Source organism: Mediterraneibacter sp. 210702-DFI.3.120 (genome assembly GCF_020561005.1).
Taxonomy (GTDB): domain Bacteria; phylum Bacillota; class Clostridia; order Lachnospirales; family Lachnospiraceae; genus Mediterraneibacter; species Mediterraneibacter faecis.
In genome coordinates this window covers 47,498-67,334 of record NZ_JAJCNG010000020.1, presented here as the reverse complement: position 1 = coordinate 67,334, position 19,837 = coordinate 47,498, and the positions used below count along the sequence as shown (strand labels likewise).

Here is a 19,837-nt window from a genome sequence, read left to right as displayed (position 1 = left end):
ATTATAATCATAAGCAAAAGGACGCATGAAAAAACTCTCGTTTTTTCACACGCCCCTCTTTTAACATCTAATAGAAAATATTTATTTGATTTAAAATTAATCGATATATTTCAGCCATCCTTCCGGTGCTTCGATACGTCCCATCTGGATACCTGTCAGTGTGTCACGAAGTTTTGCGATTGTAGGTCCCATCTGTTCCATTCCACTTGGGAAGCAGATCTCTTCACCGTGGTTGACGATCTTACCAACCGGTGAGATAACAGCAGCTGTTCCACACAGACCACACTCGGCAAAGTCTTTGACTTCATCAAAGTATACGTCTCTTTCTTCTACCTTCAGTCCTAGATAATGTTCAGCAACATACATCAGAGAACGTCTTGTGATAGATGGAAGAATTGTTGAGGAATGTGGTGTTACTACTGTGTTGTCTTTTGTTACAAACAGGAAGTTTGCTCCACCTGTTTCTTCAACTTTTGTTCTTGTAGCGGAATCAAGATACATATTTTCATCAAATCCATTTGCATGAGCTGTAACAATTGCGTGAAGACTCATTGCGTAGTTCAGTCCTGCTTTGATGTGTCCTGTTCCATGCGGCGCGGCACGGTCAAAGTCTGATACGCACAGTGTCAGTGGCTTTACGCCGCCCTTGAAGTACGGTCCAACCGGAGTGGCAAATACACGGAACTGATAGTCAGTAGCCGGTTTTACTCCGATTACAGGATTGATTCCGAACATATAAGGTCTGATGTAAAGTGTTGCTCCTGTTCCGTAAGGTGGAACGTAAGCTTCATTTGCCTTTACTGTCTGAACAATAGCATCAACAAATCTATCTTCCGGGAAAGGCGGCATCTCAAGACGTTTCGCTGAGTCGACCATACGCTTCGCATTGAGGTCCGGACGGAAAGTGACAATGTGTCCATCCTCTGTTGTGTAAGCCTTCATTCCTTCAAATACAGTCTGTGCATACTGAAGAACTCCGGCACATTCATTCATGACGATGTTAGGATCTTCTGTGAGACCACCTTCATCCCATGCTCCATCTTTATAATTAGCTACAAAACGCTTATCTGTAGGGATATATCCAAATCCGATATTTTCCCAGTCAATGTTTTTTTTCTCCATTGTAGTAAATCCTCCATTCCTTTATGCGGCGAAAGACCGTATGATTTCTAATTAACGCTATTATAATACCGTCAATTAAAAAAATCAAGAGTGCGCTCTGTTTTTTGAAAATGTTTTACGGACATGTAATTGTAAGAATCAAAATCCTGCAACTAAACAGTTACAATAACTGTCTGATATCCGGCACGCTTCAATCGGCGTTCCATTTTTACAGCTTCGTCAAGCGTATCGTATTCTCCGACCGTTACCCGGAATAAGCCGTCCCCTTCTGTCAAAACAGCAGGAAAATTCAATTCAGTTAATTCATTCAGGAGTCGTCGGGCATATCGTTCGCTGCGGAAAGCCCCGGTCTGCACTGCATAGTGAGGGAGAGAAGAAGCATTGCTGATTTCTCCGTTTTCTTCTAATGTATCAAGGATTCCCTCAGCAATCGCAAGCGCAATATCATCAAAGTTATTATCAAAGAGCCGGTTATCAGTGTCAGAGTTGATAAATCCAACTTCTACCAGAACCGCCGGCATCTGTGTACGACGCAGAACGACCAGACCGGGGCGCTCTTTTACGCCGAGATTGATGAAGCCGAGAGCTTCCAGGCCTTCATTAATATTTTGAGCCATTGTGTACTTCAGACCGGATTTGTTGTAAACCAGAGATTCTACGCCGGATACGGTATTATCTGTTGGATAAGAATTACGGTGAATAGACAGAAAGAAGTCTGCACCGGCTGCATTTGCTTCCAATGCTTTCTGATAGGGAGATTCATAAATGTCTGTTGTGCGTGTATAGAGTACATCAATCCCATGTTCCTGCAGCAGTTCTCCAATGGCAAGCGTTAAAGATAAGGTGTCATCCTTTTCCCGGCGGCCGTTATAGACAGCTCCGGGGTCACGACCGCCATGACCTGCATCAAGCATGATAGAATAAGACATATAATCACCTCATTATTTTGTGCTTCTATATATTATATGAAAGCGCGCATTGCCTGTGAAACGTCAAAAAATGCCGGCTGCGATAATGCAGCCGACATTTCAAAAAGTTCTATTCATGTGAGTGTTTGTCAGTTTCAGAAGGATCTGAATTCTCTTCATCCGCTTCTTCCTCTGTATCTGCTCTTTCAGGAAGATAAACATGTACCGTTTCTACGCGGTTCTTATCCAACTTCTCGACCACCAGACGAATTCCATCTTCAGTGACAACTTCATCACCCATCTGAGGTAAACGGTCCAGATGTTCGATGATCAGTCCTCCGAGAGAATCATAATCTTCAGAGTTAAGTTCTGTATGTAAGTGATCGTTCACATCATCTAGACTCATGGAGCCTTCGATAATATATTCATGATCAGAAATCTCTTTGATCAGTTCATCTTCATTCTCATCATATTCATCATGAATCTCACCGACGATTTCTTCCAGAATATCTTCCAAAGTGATGAGTCCTGCCATCTCACCGTACTCATCCAGAACAATTGCAATATTAAAAGTAGAATCTCTCATCTCTACAAGAAGTTCAGAGATATCTTTGAACTCATAAGTGAAATGAGGTTTTCTTAAGAAATCCCGGATGTTGAACGGTGTATCATGATCGTAAAGAAGCAGATCCTTCATGTTAATAATACCGACAACATTATCCTGTGTCTCTTCGTAAACAGGAAGTCTTGTGAATTTGTCTTCACGGAAAATATCAATCAATTCATCGAAGGTACTATTGACATCAGCAAATGTAACATGTACGCGAGGAACCATAATATCTTTCGCCTTGGCATCGCCGAGATCGAATACATTGTAGATCATCTCTTTTTCATCAGACTCGATTACACCATCCTCATGGCTGACATCCACAATTGTACGAAGTTCTTCTTCTGTCATAGCTTTGTTCGCTGCATCTGGATCTACGCGAAGGATCAGCATGATTCCGCGGGAAAACAAGTTAATGATGAAAATAACCGGAGTCATGACCGTCATAAAAAACTTGATGACCGGAATATAACGAAGCGTAAGTTTCTCAGCGTTGATCGTTGCATAATTCTTCGGTGTAATCTCTCCAAATACAAGGATTGCCACTGTCAGAATCAGTGTAGCGATGCTGACCATGTATCCGCCAAATGAATAAGCAAGGGTTGTGGCAAGAGAAGATGCTGAAACATTCACAATATTATTACCGATCAGAATTGCACTGAGCATCTTTGCTGTGTGATTCTCTGTGATATCAAGAGCCAGAGCCGCCCGTTTGTTCCCACCGTCTGCGAGAGAACGGAGTTTAATCTTATTCACTGACATCAGCGCAGTCTCGGTTGATGAAAAAAATGATGAAAACAATAGTAAAATTAACAGTATAATTAATAGGTACGTGTCACCTGCGTCCACTTTAAATATTCACTCCTTTGATTAAAAAATGTGCCTCTAAAAAGGCTTGGTTAATTTTAGATATACGCATTCATTATACATGGTTTATTAGTGTTTGGCAAGGCAATATACTTTACTTTATGAAGTGGGTGGTGTATGATGTTGATGACTGATAAGAATATTTAATACTATTATATAGAAGAAACGGAGTATAGATATGGAATTATACAATAGATTGTGCACTATTACAAAACAGGAAAATGTAATGAAAGATGAGCCGATGAAGAAACATACAACATTTCGTATTGGTGGTCCGGCAGATTATTTCGTGACACCTGAATCAAAGGAAGAGATCCAGGCAATTGTTGAGTTATGCAAAAAGGAGGAAATCCCATATTCAGTGATTGGAAACGGAAGTAATCTTCTTGTTGGAGATAAGGGATATCGTGGCGTAATCCTTCAGATTTTTAAGAAAATGAATCAGATCAGGGTAGAAGAGAATAAGATTTATGCCGGAGCAGGCGCACTTCTGTCGAAGGTTGCGGCAACAGCACTGTCAGAATCTCTGACAGGCTTTGAGTTTGCAGCAGGAATTCCGGGAACATTAGGCGGAGCCGTTCGCATGAATGCAGGTGCATACGGTGGAGAGATGAAGCAGGTACTTGAGAGTGTGGAAGTGATGACAGCAGATGGAGAATTTCTCACGATCCCGGTAGAAGAGATGGGGCTTGCTTATCGGACAAGTGTGGTAGAACAGAAGAATTATATTGTTCTTGAAGCAGTGATTTCTCTTGAAAAAGGAAATCCGGAGAAGATCAAAGAAGTGATGGATGATCTGAAAGAAAAAAGAGTGACAAAGCAGCCATTAGAGTATGCAAGTGCAGGAAGTACATTTAAGCGTCCGGAAGGATATTTCGCAGGAAAACTGATTGAAGATGCAGGACTTCGCGGATTCAGGGTCGGAGATGCACAGGTCTCTGAAAAGCATTGCGGTTTCGTGATCAACAGAGGGAATGCAAGCGCAGCAGAGGTTATGGAACTGATGCGTCAGGTAGAAGATAAAGTAGAAGAAAATTCAGGAGTCCGTCTGGAAGCGGAAGTAAGAAGAATAGGAGAGTTTTGATATGCGTTTTGTTATCGTAACAGGGATGTCAGGAGCGGGAAAATCAACAGCACTTAAGATGCTTGAGGATATGGGATATTTCTGTGTGGACAATCTGCCAATCTCAATGTTTCCTGGATTTGTGCAGATGATTGAGAATTCAGAAACTTCAATGAAGAAAGTGGCATTGGGAGTCGATGTGCGAAGCGGACAGGATATTTCTGGATTAGAGAAAGACCTTGAGCAAATGGATGAAAAGGGAATCAAATATGAGATTCTGTTTCTGGACGCAAAGGATTCTGTACTTGTAAAGCGATACAAAGAAACGAGAAGACAGCACCCTCTGAGCGGGTCGGGACGTGTGGATACCGGTATTGCGAAAGAACGTGAGAAGACCGCATTTTTGAAAATGAAGGCAACGTATATTCTTGATACAAGTAAGATGCTGACAAGAGAACTGAAGATTGAACTTGAGAAGATTTTTGTGAAAGGTGAGAGTTTTTGCAACCTCTATATCACAGTAATGTCCTTTGGCTTTAAATACGGGATTCCGCAGGACGCAGACCTTGTATTCGATGTGCGTTTTCTTCCGAATCCGTACTATATTGATACATTGAAAGAAAAAACAGGAAATGATCCGGAAGTCCAGGATTATGTCATGCAGAATGATAAGGGACCGATTTTCCTTGAAAAATTAAAAGACATGGTTGAATTTCTGATTCCAAATTATATTTTGGAGGGAAAAAACCAGCTTGTGATCGCAATTGGATGTACTGGCGGAAAGCATAGATCTGTAACGCTGGCAAATGCGTTATATCACACGCTTGAGACAGAGGAAAGTTATGGCGTCCGTATTGAACATCGTGATATTGGGAAGGATAGTATCACAAAGAGAAAGTAAAAGGTGGAAAATATGTCATTTTCTGGAAAAGTGAAGGAAGAGCTTGCAAGGAACATCAGTTCAGCCAGACATTGCCAGATTGCGGAACTGACGGCTTTTATTGGCATGTGCGGGACGGTTGTAATCAATAGTTTTGACCGGTGCAGTATCAAGATTCGTACAGAAAACATTTTAGTTGCAAGAAAGGTCTTTACATTAATAGAAAAAACATTTAATATAAGGAGTGATATTTCCGTTCGGAGAAATATAAAGAAGCAGACAGAGACCTATTCTGTTATCGTAAAAAAGCATGAAGATGCGATACGTATCTTACAGGCTACGAAGATGATAGGGGAACAGCAGGAGAATGCGGAAGAGTTGCATGCCGTGAATCCGATGATTGTTCAACAGGTTTGTTGTCGAAGAGCATTTCTCCGCGGAACGTTTCAGGCGTCCGGATCTATGAGTGATCCGAACAAGGCATATCATTTTGAGATTGTCTGTTCCACAGAAGAGATGGCACATCAGATCTGTGATCTGATCTGCAGTTTTTCTATGGACGCAAAGATCGTGCTCAGAAAAAAGTCGTATGTTGTTTACCTGAAAGAAGGAGCACAGATAGTAGATATTCTGAATATCATGGAGGCACATGTCTCATTAATGGAACTTGAGAATGTAAGAATTCTCAAGGAGATGAGAAATTCTGTGAACAGAAAAGTGAATTGTGAAACTGCCAATATTAATAAGACAGTATCAGCAGCAGTGAAACAGCTGGAAGATATTACATATTTGAGAGATCAGATAGGATTTGAGAATATACCGAAAGGATTAGTCGAGGCCGCTCTTGCCCGCCTCGAGCATCCGGAAGCAACATTGAAGGAACTAGGAGAATCCCTGAATCCTCCGGTTGGAAAATCGGGTATCAACCACAGACTGCGTAAGCTGAGTGAGATGGCAGACAAAGTTCGGCAAGAACAAGGAGGATTATTATGATTAAGACATCTGTTGTAGTGAAAGCGGACCCAGGGTTTGATGGACGGCCGATCGCCCTTCTCGTACAGGAAGCCAGCCAGTATGCGAGCAAAGTTTACATTCAGGTAGCCGAGAAGAACATCAATGCAAAGAGTATTATGGGTATGATGAGTCTGAATCTGATCGGAGGCGAGGAGATTACCGTTGTGACAGACGGCGAGGACGAGCAGAAAGCAGCTGAAGGCATTAAGACATTCTTTGCTAATGTATAATAACAATAAGATGGTAATTGAAGTCACAGAGAGATAACCATGTGATTACAAATGAATATAGAGGGGCTGTACTTTGAAGAGGAGTACAGCCATCTTTTTCTATGGGGGAGAGTTTGCAGCTGATGTGAACACAAATGATTTTTGAATAAGGAGGTATTTGTTTATGAAAAGAATGCTATTTGTTTACAATCCGAATTCAGGAATGGGACTTCTGAAGCCGAAACTTTCAGATGTGATCGACACATTTGTGAAGGGCGGATATGAGGTGACGGTTTATCCTACACAAAGAAGTCAGGATGCTGTAAGAAAAGTCAGTGAGTACAAAGAAGAATATGATCTCGTGGTATGTAGTGGCGGAGATGGTACATTGGATGAAGTCGTGACCGGTATGATGATGCGAGAAAATAAGACGCCAATCGGATATATTCCGGCCGGAACAACGAATGATTTTGCAAGTAGTCTGCATATTTCCAAGAATATGCTGGAGGCCGCAGATACAATTGTAACAGGAACACCATTTTCCTTTGATATCGGTCAGTTTAACGATGACTACTTCGTATATATTGCAGCCTTTGGCATTTTCACAGACGTGTCATATGAGACGAAGCAGAGTATGAAGAATATTCTTGGTCATATGGCTTATATTCTGGAAGGAACCAAGAGACTGTTCAATATTCCGTCTTATAAGATCAAAGTCACACATGACGGAGAGACGATTGAAGATGAGTTTATCTTTGGAATGGTGACAAATTCACGCTCTGTAGGAGGATTCAAAAGAATCACAGGAGAAAATGTTATTTTTGATGATGGCGTTTTTGAGGTGACACTCTTTAAAACACCAAAGAATCCAGTCGAGTTGAACGAACTGATTGGGGCAGTTGTGATGCGTCAGATTAATTCAGACAGAATATACTCCTTCAAGAGTGGTGAAGTCCTTTTTGAATCTGTTGAGGCAATTCCATGGACTCTGGATGGAGAGTACGGCGGTACTCATGAAGAAGTTGTAATTAAGAATAAAAACCAGGCACTTCAGATTATGGTCAAGGAAGAAGCCGTAGAAGATCTGAGTGAACAGTTAGTGGAAGCAGATGAAGTCTGAACACATAATCTGAAATATTTTCAGTGATATTTTAGAAAATCACCCCTTTTTTTGAATTTGAAGTTTGTTGAACAATTGCCGAAAACCGCGTAAAATCAAGGAAAAACGGCAATTTGAAAGAAAAGTAAAAATTTTTTGAAAAAAATTAAAAAAAGGGGTTGCATTTTCTGAAAGCCTGGTATATAATAACTATTGTCTTGTGGCGGTAACGAAAAAGACACAGACAAAAATGAATAAGGCTCCGTGGTCAAGCGGTCAAGACGCTAGCCTCTCACGCTGGAATCAGGGGTTCGATTCCCCTCGGAGTCACTGAAAAAAGCTCGTATTTACGAGCTTTTTTTGTGCTTGAAAATCATAAGTGAATCAATTAGTGAATCAAACGTGCGTTCGGCACATTTTTTGCAAAAAATTATAAGGAGGAAATCTTGAACATATTCCCCTCAGAGAATTTCAAGCGATCACTTTACTAGCGAATAAAAGGAAAAAGAAGAATAAAAATGCCTTGGCAGGTAATTCATGTGTGTGTGCATCTGAAGAACAATGTCAGGGCATTTTTGATTATTACTAGAGTGTGTGTCGAAAGTCTGTAAATACATAGACAGAGTTATGTTGGACACTATAGGATAAAAAAACTTTTTTAATAAAAAAGCCTTGATTTTAGGAGCTTTTTTAGTGTCGAAGAAAAAGTTGGCACAGTTCTTGCAGTATATAAGGGCAGAAAGAAAAGAAAGAGAGGAAGAAAAAATTGAAAAAATTTTTATTCGCAACACATGGAACTTTGGCAGCAGGGGCGAAGAGCACATTAGAATTACTCATAGGAAACGTTGCAGATATTACTTGTTTGACTGCATATGTAAATCCGGATGACAATGTGGATGAACAACTGAAAGCATATTTTTCAGAAGTTAGTGATGAAGATCAGGTAATCGTATGTACAGATCTGATGGGTGGAAGTGTCAATCAGAAAATCGTTCCGTACGCACAGAAAAAAAATGTATTTCTGATAGCAGGATTCAATCTGCCGCTGCTTCTGGAACTGGCAATGAACGAGGATAAAGTCACAGAGGAAGAATTGTTGGATTCTATAGAAGAGTCCAGAAAAAATATGATGCTCGTTCGGGTAGAAGTAACGGACAGCGGAACTGAGAAAGAAGAGGAAGAATTCTTAGCATAACAAAAAGAAAAGGAGAGAAAAAAGATGATTGTATGTTTAAGAGTAGATGAGAGATTAATTCATGGACAGGTTGCAATGACATGGACAAAGGAACTGAAACTGAATGGACTGGTAGTTGCAAGTGATGAGGCTGCATCAAATGAGATTCAGAAAATGACATTAAAGATGGCAGTGCCGGAAGGAATCAAATGTATCATCAAGTCGGTAGAAGATGTGACAACAATTCTGGATGATCCACGTTCAGAGTCTATGCGTCTGATGGTACTTGTACCGATGGTAAAAGATGCAGTTACATTGTGTAAACGTTACAAAAATATTGAAATGGTAAATATCGGAAATGCCGGTAAAATGACATCCGGAGAAAAGAAAATCTTATCAAAAGAAGTTATGCTGACAGCAGACGAACTGGAAGCACTGAAAGAACTGACAGAGCTTTATCCGGACACATTTTTCCAGGGAACACCGGCGATGGAAAAGAAAATGGCATCTGCAATATTAAAGGGATGTTGATTAAAATAGGATAGAGGAGGATGAGATCATGATGTTAGATGCATTTTTTGTAGCACTCGCTGTTTTTGTGGGAGTTGCAGGACATGAACTTTTTGGAATGGCAATGTTGAGCAGACCGATCGTAGTGGCACCGCTGGCAGGACTGCTTTTGGGAGATGTGCAGACAGGACTTATTGTAGGTGCATCATTGGAGTCGATTTTTATGGGAGTTGTAAACATCGGAATATCCAGTACAGCAGAACCGGCACTTGCAGCCGGACTTGCAACTGCTTTTGCAATTAATCTCGGAGGAAATGTCGGAACCATTATTCCAATCGTTTTCCCATTGGCAGTGCTTGGATTACAGTTAATGAACTTTATTTTCTCTTTTGTGATTGGTCCGTGCGCACCGAAATTTGAAGAACTTGCAAAAGAAGGAAAAGATAAAGAAATTACAATACTTCATTTTGGTTTATGGTTCGTACATTATGCGTTATATGCATTGATTCCGTTTTTTGCAGTATTGTTTGGTTCGGATGCTGTTCAGCGTATTCTGGAAATGATACCGGATGTAATTATGAACGGTCTGACGGTAGCGGGAAATATGCTTCCTGCAGTTGGTATGGCAATGCTTCTGCAGATGCTCTGGGATAATAAGATTGCAATCTATTTCCTGCTGGGATTTATTCTCGTAGCATATTTGGATCTTCCACTGATCGCAATTGCAGTATTGGGAACAATTATTGCGGTTGTGACAGCACAGCGTGATATGCAGTTAAAGAACAATCAGGCGGCACCGGTAGAAAAAACGAGTGAAGAGGAGGACTTTTTCGCATGAAATTAATGAATAATGTCAGTAAGGAAGAGAAAAAATTAATCAGAAAAATGTTCTGGAGATCCGGAGCAATGTATGCATCAGTAAATCCGGTTACCATGGGAGGAGGCGGTTTCTGCTATTCCATGATTCCGTTTATCAATCATTTTTATAAAGATAACGAAGAAAAAAGAAGAGAAGCATTGACACGTCATGTGAAATATTTCAGTACGACAATTCCGATGGCATCTTTTGTAATGGGAATTGCAGGCTCCATGGAAAAAGAGAACAGTGAAAAAACAGATTTTGATGCAGGATCCATTAACTCAATCAAGCTGAGTCTGATGGGACCGCTGGCCGGAATCGGCGATTCCTTATTCTGGGGCGTATGGCGTGTTGTTGCAGCCGGACTTGCAATCGGACTTGCCAATGCAGGAAATGTGCTTGCACCATTGATTTTCCTTCTTGCATTTAATATTCCGAACTACCTGTGCCGTTACTATGGAGCGTTTTTAGGATATTCTCTTGGCGCAAAATACATAGAAAAGATTTATTCTAACGGAATGATGGAGATTCTGACGAAGGCAGCGGGCATTGTCGGACTGATCATGGTCGGAGCGATGACGAGTAAAACGGTTCTGTTTACGACAATTCTTGATTTTACGATGAAAGGAAAATCCGTAATGGATGTACAGTCTTCTCTTGACAGTATTTTTATCGGAATTGTACCGCTTTTGCTTACATTTGGATGTTTTAAACTGTTAAAGAAGAAAGTAAATATCATTGTTTTGATCTTTGGAATTGTTGCATTGGGAATTATATTATCCGTTCTCGGAATCTGCTAAGGCAGGAGGAAAAGTTATGACAGGAAATCGTATCAGAGACAGTAAAAGAAATCCGTTTTTTCAGGTAAAAGTAAAAGACGGAAAATACAGCACGGAAAATCAGGTGAGTTATTATGGAAAAAAACTACCGGATGATACATTTTCCTTTGATGTTTCCAATCAGAAAGTACAGGCGAATCTGGATGAATTCGGAACGATAAGACATATTACATTTTTTCACGGAAATTATCTGATGGAAAGTAAGCCGGGGGTGTGGGTGGCAAAGGATTTTGTGCAGGAACATCAGTTGTCTGTTTCTGTAAAATGGAATGGACAGACAGAAAAATTATGTGAACATACAAAATATGTGGAGATGGATCTGGCAGAAAATCTGTTTCCACGCTGCAGGCATTATTTTCCGTGGGGAGAAGTCACGATTCTTGCCACAGCACCGATTACAGCAAAAGGAGAACGGCTGAGTTGTCTTCTTTATGAAGTAACGGTAAAAAATACAGGCAGAGAGGCGGCAGAGATGACGGTCTGTCTCCCTGCTTTGTATGAAAAGAAATATTCGGATACAAGAAATGTGTTGATGATAACAGCGGAGAGTGGAACGTATCAGGATGTTTCCTTTACACTGCAGCCAATGGAGCAGAAACGGGTTTCACTTCTGTTTGGAGATCCGAACCGGTATCAGGATATAGAAATGTTTTTAAGTAAAGATACGGATTTCTGGATGGAACAGACGTTACAGTATTTCCGGTCATTGACAGGAGAACTGAAGATGGAAGAAGATGCGATGGCAGGAATGCTTTTGCAGAGAGCATACCAGCAGGCGTTTGGTGCGTTTGCAATGTCAGGCGAGAATGAAATTCTGGGTTCCAACTGGGGAACGTATCCGGTCACACCACATGTATGGAATAAAGACATGTACTACTCCAGTCTGCCGTTTACACTGACAGAGCCGGAACTTTGTAAAAAATGTATTCTCTGGTTTGCAAAATATGGAATCAAATATAAAGGAACTAAATTCGAAGGCGGCGTCTTTCATTCATTGAGCAATTCGTTGTCTGTGATCATGCTTTCCGGTGCATATTATGAGTATTTCGGTGAGAAAGAATTTTTCCAACAGCATCCAAAGCTCTATAAGAAAATGAAAGCAATTCTTCAGACGGTTCTCGAAAGCCGTGAGGAAAATGAGCCTTATCTGTATCGTACAACGTGGATTTCCGATGCGTATGCACTGGGAAAGTATCATACAGGAACCAATCTCTGTATGTACCGCAGTTTTATGGCATTAGCAAGAATTGCGGAAGAAGTTTTCGGAGAGAAAAGTTATGCGGAAATGTTGAGAAGTGAAGCAGGAAAGACAAGAAAAGATATCGAACGGTATATGACTGCGAAGGGGCTCTTTGGAACACAGTATCTGGAAGGAATCAGTGGAATCGCAGAGGAAAAGAAGGAATGTGATTCTGCAGAAAAGTATCAGAAAGAGATGTTGGACCAGGGGCTTCAGTTTATAACAGATGTGAACCATGACGGAGAAATTTGTCTCAGAATGCATGATGGGGAAGAATCGGATACAACCCTGATGAAATACTACAAATATCAAAGTGAAGAGCAGGATACTTTGAAGCAGTATGGTCAGTTTACAGGAAGCAGAGAAAATCCTACTTACAGTGAACTGAGCAGAGGAATCAAGTGGGGAAATCAGTCCGGGGCAACATTTCCGGGATATATTTCGATTTTAAACGGTGCGGCAGAGAAAGAAAGCTGGTCAGGAGACGAAGGTAGATTTCGTGAGTTAGAAAGACTGACAGACCTGGATGGTTCCTGGTGGTGGTGGCCGTATAAGATCGGAGCGCAGACCGGTGATGTTGTGAGAATGAACAGCTGCGGAAAATGTGGATGGGGTGCAGGAATCTTTTTTATCCTTTTTATCACGGAATTTCTCGGAATCGAATACGATGCGCCGAAGGCGGTGTTCAGAATCCATCCTAAGCGGTTTATCGGCGGATTCTGCTGGAAAAATATGCGGATAGGAAATGCCCGATTTGATATTTCGGTTCGGTATGAGCATCATATGGCAGAGTTTTCTATGAAAAATAGAAGTACATTTCCGGTTTATGTAGAAATGAAAAAAAATCAGAAGAAATTAATTCCCCCAAACAACGAAGAGAAATGGAGTCAGGATTATGAATTTATTAAATAATATCACAACCTTTAAGGGCGAGCGGTCAAGAGCAGTATCTCCGGAAAATCCGACGGGAGAAAAGGGAAGAGCATGCATGGAAGACAGTGCACTCGGACCGCAGAGAAAAGGAAGAGGAAGTATCCGTCTTCCAATGGGAGAAGAGACGGTCATTGCAGATATAAAAGGACCGGGAATCATTCGTCATATCTGGATGACGATTCGTGAAAATACAGAAAAGGGAAGTTTTGTTATGCGTGATGTTGTACTCAGAATCTATTGGGACAACAGCAGCACTCCGGCGGTAGAAGCTCCACTGGGAGATTTCTTCTGCAACGGATTCGGTGAACGATGTGACATTGCGTCTCTGCCGATCGTAGTAAATCCAACGGGCGGTATGAACAGCTATTTTGAAATGCCGTTTCGTGAGAGAGCAAGAATTACCATTACAAATGAACATCCGAAAGACATTACTTCATTTTTCTATACAGTAAATTATGCGGAGACAGACAGTCTGCCGGAAAACACTCTGTATTTCCACGCATACTGGAAACGGGAAAGACAAACAGAACTGGCAAAAGATTACGTGATACTGGATAAGATTAAAGGAAAAGGCTATTATGTAGGAACATTTCTTGCGCTGACTGCACTGGAAAGATATTGGTGGGGAGAGGGTGAATTTAAGTTCTATCTGGATGGAGATGAAGAATTCCCGACAGTATCCTCCACAGGTTCTGAAGACTATTTCGGAGGTGCGTGGGCATTTCATCAGAAAGATGAGCTGGGAAGACCTTCCGTTAAGAACTATTCCACACTGTTTCTAGGTTATCCGTTTTATGAGACAAAGGACAAGACACGTGTACGGTTTGAAACAGGAAAATTAAATGCAGTACATGCATTTGGTGATGACAGTCTGCCGCGCCATGGTCTGTACCGCTGGCATATTCTGGATCCAATCGCATTTTCAGAAGATATCAAAGTAACTTTGCAGCAGATTGGAAATGATGATCTGTCATTGTTTGAACGTTCGGACGATGTGGCAACAGTGGCTTATTGGTATCAGGATTCTGCAGAAGGATTTGACCGGGCATTTCCGGACAGAAGAGCACGTCTGCCGAGGTAAGAATGCCGGGAGTTACTGCTCACAGGTTAACATGTGAACAGTAATCCCCGGGACAAAAAGCCATGAGATGGAAAAGAAAAGTGTTGTAGAGAAATTCAAAATTCATTATAATAGGGGTACGAAAAAGCAGAAAACCCGGGAGGTACTTTTTATGGAAGCAAAAGACAGGGTATATCAGGCACTGTGCAGGATGGCGAAGAGTGATTGTCAGATTACGGCGGCAGCACTTGCAGAAGAACTGAATTTAAGCCGACAGGTAGTCAGCCATTATCTGAACCGTCTTTTGGAAGAAGGCTGTGTGGAAAAGACACTTACCCGGCCGGTATGCTGGAATATCAGGAAACAACAGAGAGAGAACGTGCAGGGTTCTGTCAGTGAAGAAAGAAAAGAAATAGAAGAAGTGCTGCCGGAAGTACGCCGGGAAGATGTCTTTGATGCAATGATCGGTGCTGACGGCAGCCAGAAAAATGTAATTGAAAGATGCAAAGCGGCGGTGTCATATCCGCCGGACGGACTGCCGATATTGATTACAGGAGAAAGTGGAGTCGGAAAAAGCTTTCTGGCAAGACTGATCCATCAATATGCAATTTCCAGAGCCGTTATCAGGGAAAGTGCTCCGTTGGTAGTGCTGAATTGTGCAGATTATGCGAACAATCCAGAACTATTGTCGGCAGCACTTTTAGGGTACAAAAAGGGAAGCTTTACAGGAGCGGATACAGATAAAGAGGGGCTTTTGCAGGAAGCGGACGGCGGTTATCTCTTTCTGGACGAGGTTCACCGGTTGTCTTATGAAAACCAGGAAAAGCTTTTTGTTTTCATGGACACAGGAAGATATCGGCCACTTGGTGACAAAAACTGGAAAGCAGCGAAGGTAAGGTTTATTTTTGCGACGACGGAGGTACCTGAAAAAGTCCTTCTGGAAACATTTCGCCGGAGAATTACCGTGCAGATTTCAATCGGAAGTATTGCAGAAAGGCCGCTGATGGAACGGCTTCAGTTGATTTATCGGTTTTATCAGAAAGAAGCAGTAAAGATCAACAAGGATATATTGATTGAAAAGGATGCGATGCAGTATCTGTGTTTTTCAAAGTTACCCGGAAATATCGGAAAACTGGAAAATCTTGTGCAGGTAAGCTGTGCGGAAGCATATTTTCGGCAGCAGGAGAAGGAACTGTTGAAAATCTCTTCAAGAGAGCTGCAGAATGAGTCACCGGACAAGGACGATTCCTTGGAAGAAATTGTCTGCCCGATGAAAGTTTTGTGCAGTCAGGAATGTGAATCTGCGTATGAAGCATGTGTCACGGAGCATACCGTGAATGTTTCAACACTTTGGGAAGAGGTAGTGAAGGCATCCTGGGATGAGATCGATATGTTATATCTGCGGTATAAACATCAGATGAAGACTTGGGAAAAATACGTCACAGTGAGTTCTTTGGTGTTTGAAAATACGGCAAAGAAGATGTTTGAAAGCAGCTGCAGATTGGTGCTGAAACGCTATGGAATCCGTGTGACAGACCAATGTCTGAAGGAACTGTACCTGAGTTATAAGATGTTTTCGCAAATGGAATTGGATGCAGAGATGGAGTGGAAATTGTCTGTTTATTTTGAACAGGCTCTTTCAAGGGCACATTATATTGCAAAACGCCTTTTTGAGAAAGTGGCATCGTTGGAACAAGGCTGTGGAAAGCATGTTCTGTTTTTGTTTACACTTGCTTTGCATGAATATGTTGCAGAGTGTGTTGAACTGGCAGGTCTGATTGCTGCGCACGGAGATACCACGGCAAGCAGTATTGCAAAAGTGGTGAACCAGGCATGTGAAACCTTTGTGTTTGAAGCAATTGATGTGCCGATGGATTCTTCTTTTGATGCGACGATCGAGAAAGTAAAGAGTTATCTGGAAGATATCCCGGGGGGAAGAGGACTGATTCTGCTGGTAGATACAGGTTCTCTCAGCAGAATGTATACATTGATCAAAAACAGTCTGTCAGGGGATCTGATGATTATCAATAATGTTTCCACGGCAATTGCACTCGATATCGGAATTAAAATGCTGGGACATAGTTCCTTTACGGAAATTACACAGAGTACAAAGAAACTCTGTAGTTTTGATGTACAGTTTTTTGAAGGCCTTTCACAAGGAAAAAATATTGTCATATCCTGTATGTCCGGAGTGGGAATTGCGGAGAAGATTCAGGAAATGATGAAAAGCGTGTTCGGAGACTGTGGGCTTGATTTTATTACGATGGATTATAAGGAACTGATTCGGGCTTTGGATGAAAATGATGAAAAATCCTTTGAGCAGACACTGTTGATTTTGACGACTTCTTCACTTTCAGAAGGAGTAAAAACTCCATGGCTGAGTATGTATGACGTGTTGGATGGAAGTGGAGAACAGGTGCTGTGGGATTCTTTAAAGACAGTGATCAATCCGGAGCGGTTTGAAGTGCTCAAAAGAGAATTTGTAAAGTTTTTCTCAATGGAAGGTATTGTAAGCCGTCTGCAGTTTTTGAACCCTGCGGTTGTAGTTCAGGAAGTAGAATTGATTTTGATGCGGTATGAACAGTATTATACATTGGAAATGTCGGGGTATGTGAGACTAAATTTGTATATGCACATTGCATTTATGTTTGAACGTCTGATGATCGCACAGGATGATTATGAGGAAGAACAACGGGAATTATCTGAGCAAGAGCAGGAGTTCTATCGGATTTCACGGATTGTATTTTCAGAAGCAGAAAAAAAATACAGAATCAGACTGGATGAATATGAATTGTCGATGCTATACGAATTGTTTAAAAGCCTGATTAAGTAGCAAAGAGGAAATTCGATGGGACTGGAACTGAAGGTTGAGCAGAAACAAAGGGTATATCAGAAGCAGATTGAGCAGGCACGCATCCTGCAAATGAATGCACAGGAACTCGCTGTGTGTATTCAGGAGGCAGCATTGGAGAATCCGTTGATTGAACTGGAAGAAATGATGGATGTGCCGATAGAAGAACTGGTGAAGAAGGATGTGCGAGAAACTGATGAAACAGAAGCAGAGGTATCGGAGGATACCGACTGGAGATATACCGGCGGGCATCAGTCGCCAGAAGACTGGTGGACTCCACAGGGAGGAAAATCGGAAAGTCTTGTTGATATGATACATCAACAGCTGCTGACGATGTCAATTGGGGAAAAAGAAAAGGAAATTGTGGAAAAGTTGGCGGGAGCGTTGGACAGCAGAGGATATCTGGAGATTCCGGTGAAAAAACTGGCAAAATATATACCATGTTCGGTGCAGGAACTTCGGAGTGCATTAGAGATACTTAAATCATTGGAACCGGCAGGAATCGGTGCGACAGATTTGAAGGAATGTCTGATTCTGCAGTTGAGACGGCAGAAAGACTCCCGGCTTGCGGTTACATTGGTCAAAAATTATCTGGAAGACTTGCCGAAACATAGAATTTCAGCAATTGCAAAGGAACTGGGAGAGAACGAGGATGCGGTAAAAGATGCATTTGCCAGAATCAGGACCTTGAACCCAAAACCGGGAAGTATTTTCGGGGAAGGAACAACGGTGCTCTATGTGATACCAGATATTATTGTGTCGGAAGAACATGGAGAATACACAGCGGCATTGAACGAGGCTGTGTACCGGAAACTGCGGCTGAATGAATCCTATGTGAAGCTGAAGGATTCTGAGGAATCAGAGGTAAGAGAATATATTATTCAAAAACAGGCGCAGGCAGGGTGGCTGAAAACATGTATTGAACAGAGAAGTCATACACTGCAGAGAATCGCAGATATATTGATAGATTTCCAAAGGACATTTTTAGAGACGGGAAAGGATATGAAACCGCTCAGACAGAAGGACGTTGCACAGATCATGGAAGTGCATGAATCGACGGTCAGCAGGGCTGTAAAAGGAAAATATCTACAGTGTGGCAGAGGTGTATACGCACTGTCGGATTTTATGCCGAAAGGAATGGAAGAAGTCAGCAGTGATTCTGTAAAGCAGATGCTGAAGAAAATCATTCAAAATGAAGATAAGAAAAAACCACTGAGTGATCAGAAACTGGTAAAGAAACTGGAAGAAGAGGGTGTACAAATATCAAGAAGAACAGTGGCAAAATACAGGATGCAGATGGAAATTCCAGATGCATCCGGCAGAAAAGCAGAGTGAGCTGCGAATCAGAGCTGTTGGCTGAACTGATACCATTTTTTAGGAGTTGTGACATTAGGGTATGACTTCTTAAAAAATATTAATAGCAATTCAATGGTTAAATTGTATAGAAATAAAAACAATTTTAATGTTTGTAAAAAAAATATTGTGAAAATGTTAACAATAATTACGTCTGTGGATTGTTTTTTATGCAAAACATAAGATTGTCATTTATAAATTAATACGCTATAATATAGAAGAATTCTAAATAAATAATTCCTGATGATTTTCACGGGTGTCAGGATCTTTAAGAATTGGAGGAAAGAAATATGTTAGTATCAGCTACAGAAATGCTTCAGAAAGCAAAAGCAGGCCACTATGCAGTAGGACAGTTCAACATCAACAATCTTGAGTGGACAAAGGCTATTCTTACAACAGCACAGGAACTCAACTCACCAGTTATCCTTGGTGTATCTGAGGGTGCAGGAAAGTACATGACAGGATATAAGACTGTTGTAGGTATGGTAAACGGAATGATGGAAGAACTCGGAATCACAGTTCCGGTTGCTCTTCATCTTGACCACGGCAGCTACGAAGGATGCCTGAAATGTGTAGAAGCAGGATTCTCATCAATCATGTTTGACGGATCTCATTATCCAATCGACGAGAACGTTGAGAAGACAAAAGAACTCGTTAAGATCGCTCACGAGCACGGAATGTCAATCGAAGCAGAAGTTGGATCCATCGGTGGAGAAGAAGATGGAGTTATCGGAAGAGGTGAGTGCGCTGATCCGGAAGAGTGTAAGAGAGTAGCTGATCTGGGAATCGATTTCCTGGCAGCAGGTATCGGTAACATTCATGGTAAATATCCGGCAAACTGGGAAGGATTAAGTTTTGAGACTCTGGATGCTATTCAGCAGCGTACAGGAGCAATGCCACTCGTACTTCACGGTGGTACAGGTATCCCGGAAGATATGATCAAGAAAGCAATCTCTCTTGGAGTTGCTAAGATCAACGTTAATACAGAGTGTCAGCTTTCTTTCGCAGATGCTACACGTAAGTACATCGAAGCAGGAAAAGATCTTGAGGGTAAAGGATTTGACCCACGTAAACTTCTCAAACCAGGTGCAGACGCAATCATGGAAACAGTAAAAGAGAAGATGGAGTTATTCGGATCTGTCGGAAAAGCCTGAGAAGTTACTGCTCACACGGTGTGCGACCAGCAACGCATCTCGCCATTTTAAATCGCCTTTGGCGATGGGGCGAGATGCATTCAAGCCAAAACATG

At 41.6% G+C, this 19,837-nt stretch carries 17 protein-coding genes and 1 tRNA gene; 15 read left to right on the top strand and 3 right to left on the bottom strand.

Features of this window, described 5'->3' with window-relative positions:
* Window positions 1-96: 96 nt before the first annotated feature.
* From LI162_RS11175 to LI162_RS11165, 3 genes are all read right to left on the bottom strand, one after another.
* Window positions 97-1,122: a branched-chain amino acid aminotransferase gene (locus LI162_RS11175; RefSeq protein ID WP_117541593.1), complete on the bottom strand. Its 1,026-nt coding sequence runs from the start codon at window positions 1,120-1,122 to the stop codon at window positions 97-99.
* Window positions 1,123-1,274: 152 nt separating this feature from the next.
* Window positions 1,275-2,051, bottom strand: coding sequence for an N-acetylmuramoyl-L-alanine amidase (locus tag LI162_RS11170; protein ID WP_227156623.1), 777 nt, complete (start codon window positions 2,049-2,051; stop codon window positions 1,275-1,277).
* Window positions 2,052-2,160: 109 nt separating this feature from the next.
* The gene (locus LI162_RS11165; RefSeq protein WP_081016886.1) at window positions 2,161-3,486 is read right to left on the bottom strand and encodes an HlyC/CorC family transporter; all 1,326 of its coding nucleotides are present in this window, start codon (window positions 3,484-3,486) and stop codon (window positions 2,161-2,163) included.
* 196 nt (window positions 3,487-3,682) lie between these two features.
* Here LI162_RS11165 and murB point away from each other — a divergent pair, with 196 nt between their 5' ends.
* The 15 genes from murB (at window position 3,683) to fba (ending at window position 19,742) form a co-directional block, all read left to right on the top strand.
* Window positions 3,683-4,588 (top strand): UDP-N-acetylmuramate dehydrogenase, encoded by a 906-nt coding sequence (gene murB, locus LI162_RS11160; RefSeq protein WP_195942421.1) that lies wholly within the window; start codon window positions 3,683-3,685, stop codon window positions 4,586-4,588.
* A 1-nt stretch (window position 4,589) separates the two neighbouring features.
* Complete coding sequence (gene rapZ / locus LI162_RS11155; RefSeq protein ID WP_117827412.1) at window positions 4,590-5,468, top strand: RNase adapter RapZ; 879 nt, start codon at window positions 4,590-4,592, stop codon at window positions 5,466-5,468.
* Between the two features lie 12 nt (window positions 5,469-5,480).
* A complete protein-coding gene (whiA, locus tag LI162_RS11150) occupies window positions 5,481-6,440 on the top strand; it encodes a DNA-binding protein WhiA (protein WP_055147949.1) in 960 nt (319 codons plus the stop codon).
* On the top strand, window positions 6,437-6,691 hold the full coding sequence (locus LI162_RS11145) for an HPr family phosphocarrier protein (protein ID WP_015528640.1): 255 nt from the start codon (window positions 6,437-6,439) through the stop codon (window positions 6,689-6,691). Before whiA ends, LI162_RS11145 begins: the two co-directional genes overlap by 4 nt.
* Window positions 6,692-6,854: 163 nt before the next feature.
* Entirely contained in the window at window positions 6,855-7,790 is a 936-nt protein-coding gene (locus LI162_RS11140) for a diacylglycerol/lipid kinase family protein (protein ID WP_195942422.1), read from the top strand.
* 237 nt (window positions 7,791-8,027) lie between these two features.
* A tRNA-Glu gene (locus LI162_RS11135) sits at window positions 8,028-8,099 on the top strand.
* Between the two features lie 436 nt (window positions 8,100-8,535).
* Window positions 8,536-8,964, top strand: coding sequence for a PTS sugar transporter subunit IIA (locus LI162_RS11130; RefSeq protein ID WP_055147943.1), 429 nt, complete (start codon window positions 8,536-8,538; stop codon window positions 8,962-8,964).
* Between the two features lie 24 nt (window positions 8,965-8,988).
* Window positions 8,989-9,474: a PTS sugar transporter subunit IIB gene (locus LI162_RS11125; protein ID WP_055147940.1), complete on the top strand. Its 486-nt coding sequence runs from the start codon at window positions 8,989-8,991 to the stop codon at window positions 9,472-9,474.
* A 28-nt stretch (window positions 9,475-9,502) separates the two neighbouring features.
* A complete protein-coding gene (locus LI162_RS11120) occupies window positions 9,503-10,291 on the top strand; it encodes a PTS mannose/fructose/sorbose/N-acetylgalactosamine transporter subunit IIC (protein ID WP_015528643.1) in 789 nt (262 codons plus the stop codon).
* On the top strand, window positions 10,288-11,112 hold the full coding sequence (locus LI162_RS11115) for a PTS system mannose/fructose/sorbose family transporter subunit IID (RefSeq protein ID WP_015528644.1): 825 nt from the start codon (window positions 10,288-10,290) through the stop codon (window positions 11,110-11,112). The genes LI162_RS11120 and LI162_RS11115 overlap by 4 nt, the downstream gene beginning before the upstream one ends.
* A 16-nt stretch (window positions 11,113-11,128) precedes the next feature.
* Window positions 11,129-13,303 carry a hypothetical protein gene (locus tag LI162_RS11110; protein WP_015528645.1) on the top strand — a complete coding sequence of 725 codons (2,175 nt, stop codon included), beginning with the start codon at window positions 11,129-11,131 and terminating at the stop codon, window positions 13,301-13,303.
* Window positions 13,287-14,405, top strand: a complete 1,119-nt coding sequence (locus LI162_RS11105; protein WP_015528646.1) for a glycoside hydrolase family 172 protein — start codon at window positions 13,287-13,289, stop codon at window positions 14,403-14,405. Before LI162_RS11110 ends, LI162_RS11105 begins: the two co-directional genes overlap by 17 nt.
* A 151-nt stretch (window positions 14,406-14,556) precedes the next feature.
* Entirely contained in the window at window positions 14,557-17,217 is a 2,661-nt protein-coding gene (locus LI162_RS11100) for a sigma 54-interacting transcriptional regulator (protein WP_227156621.1), read from the top strand.
* Between the two features lie 15 nt (window positions 17,218-17,232).
* Entirely contained in the window at window positions 17,233-18,570 is a 1,338-nt protein-coding gene (gene rpoN / locus LI162_RS11095; protein ID WP_015528647.1) for an RNA polymerase factor sigma-54, read from the top strand.
* Between the two features lie 308 nt (window positions 18,571-18,878).
* Window positions 18,879-19,742, top strand: a complete 864-nt coding sequence (fba, locus tag LI162_RS11090) for a class II fructose-1,6-bisphosphate aldolase (protein WP_015528648.1) — start codon at window positions 18,879-18,881, stop codon at window positions 19,740-19,742.
* Window positions 19,743-19,837: the final 95 nt, after the last annotated feature.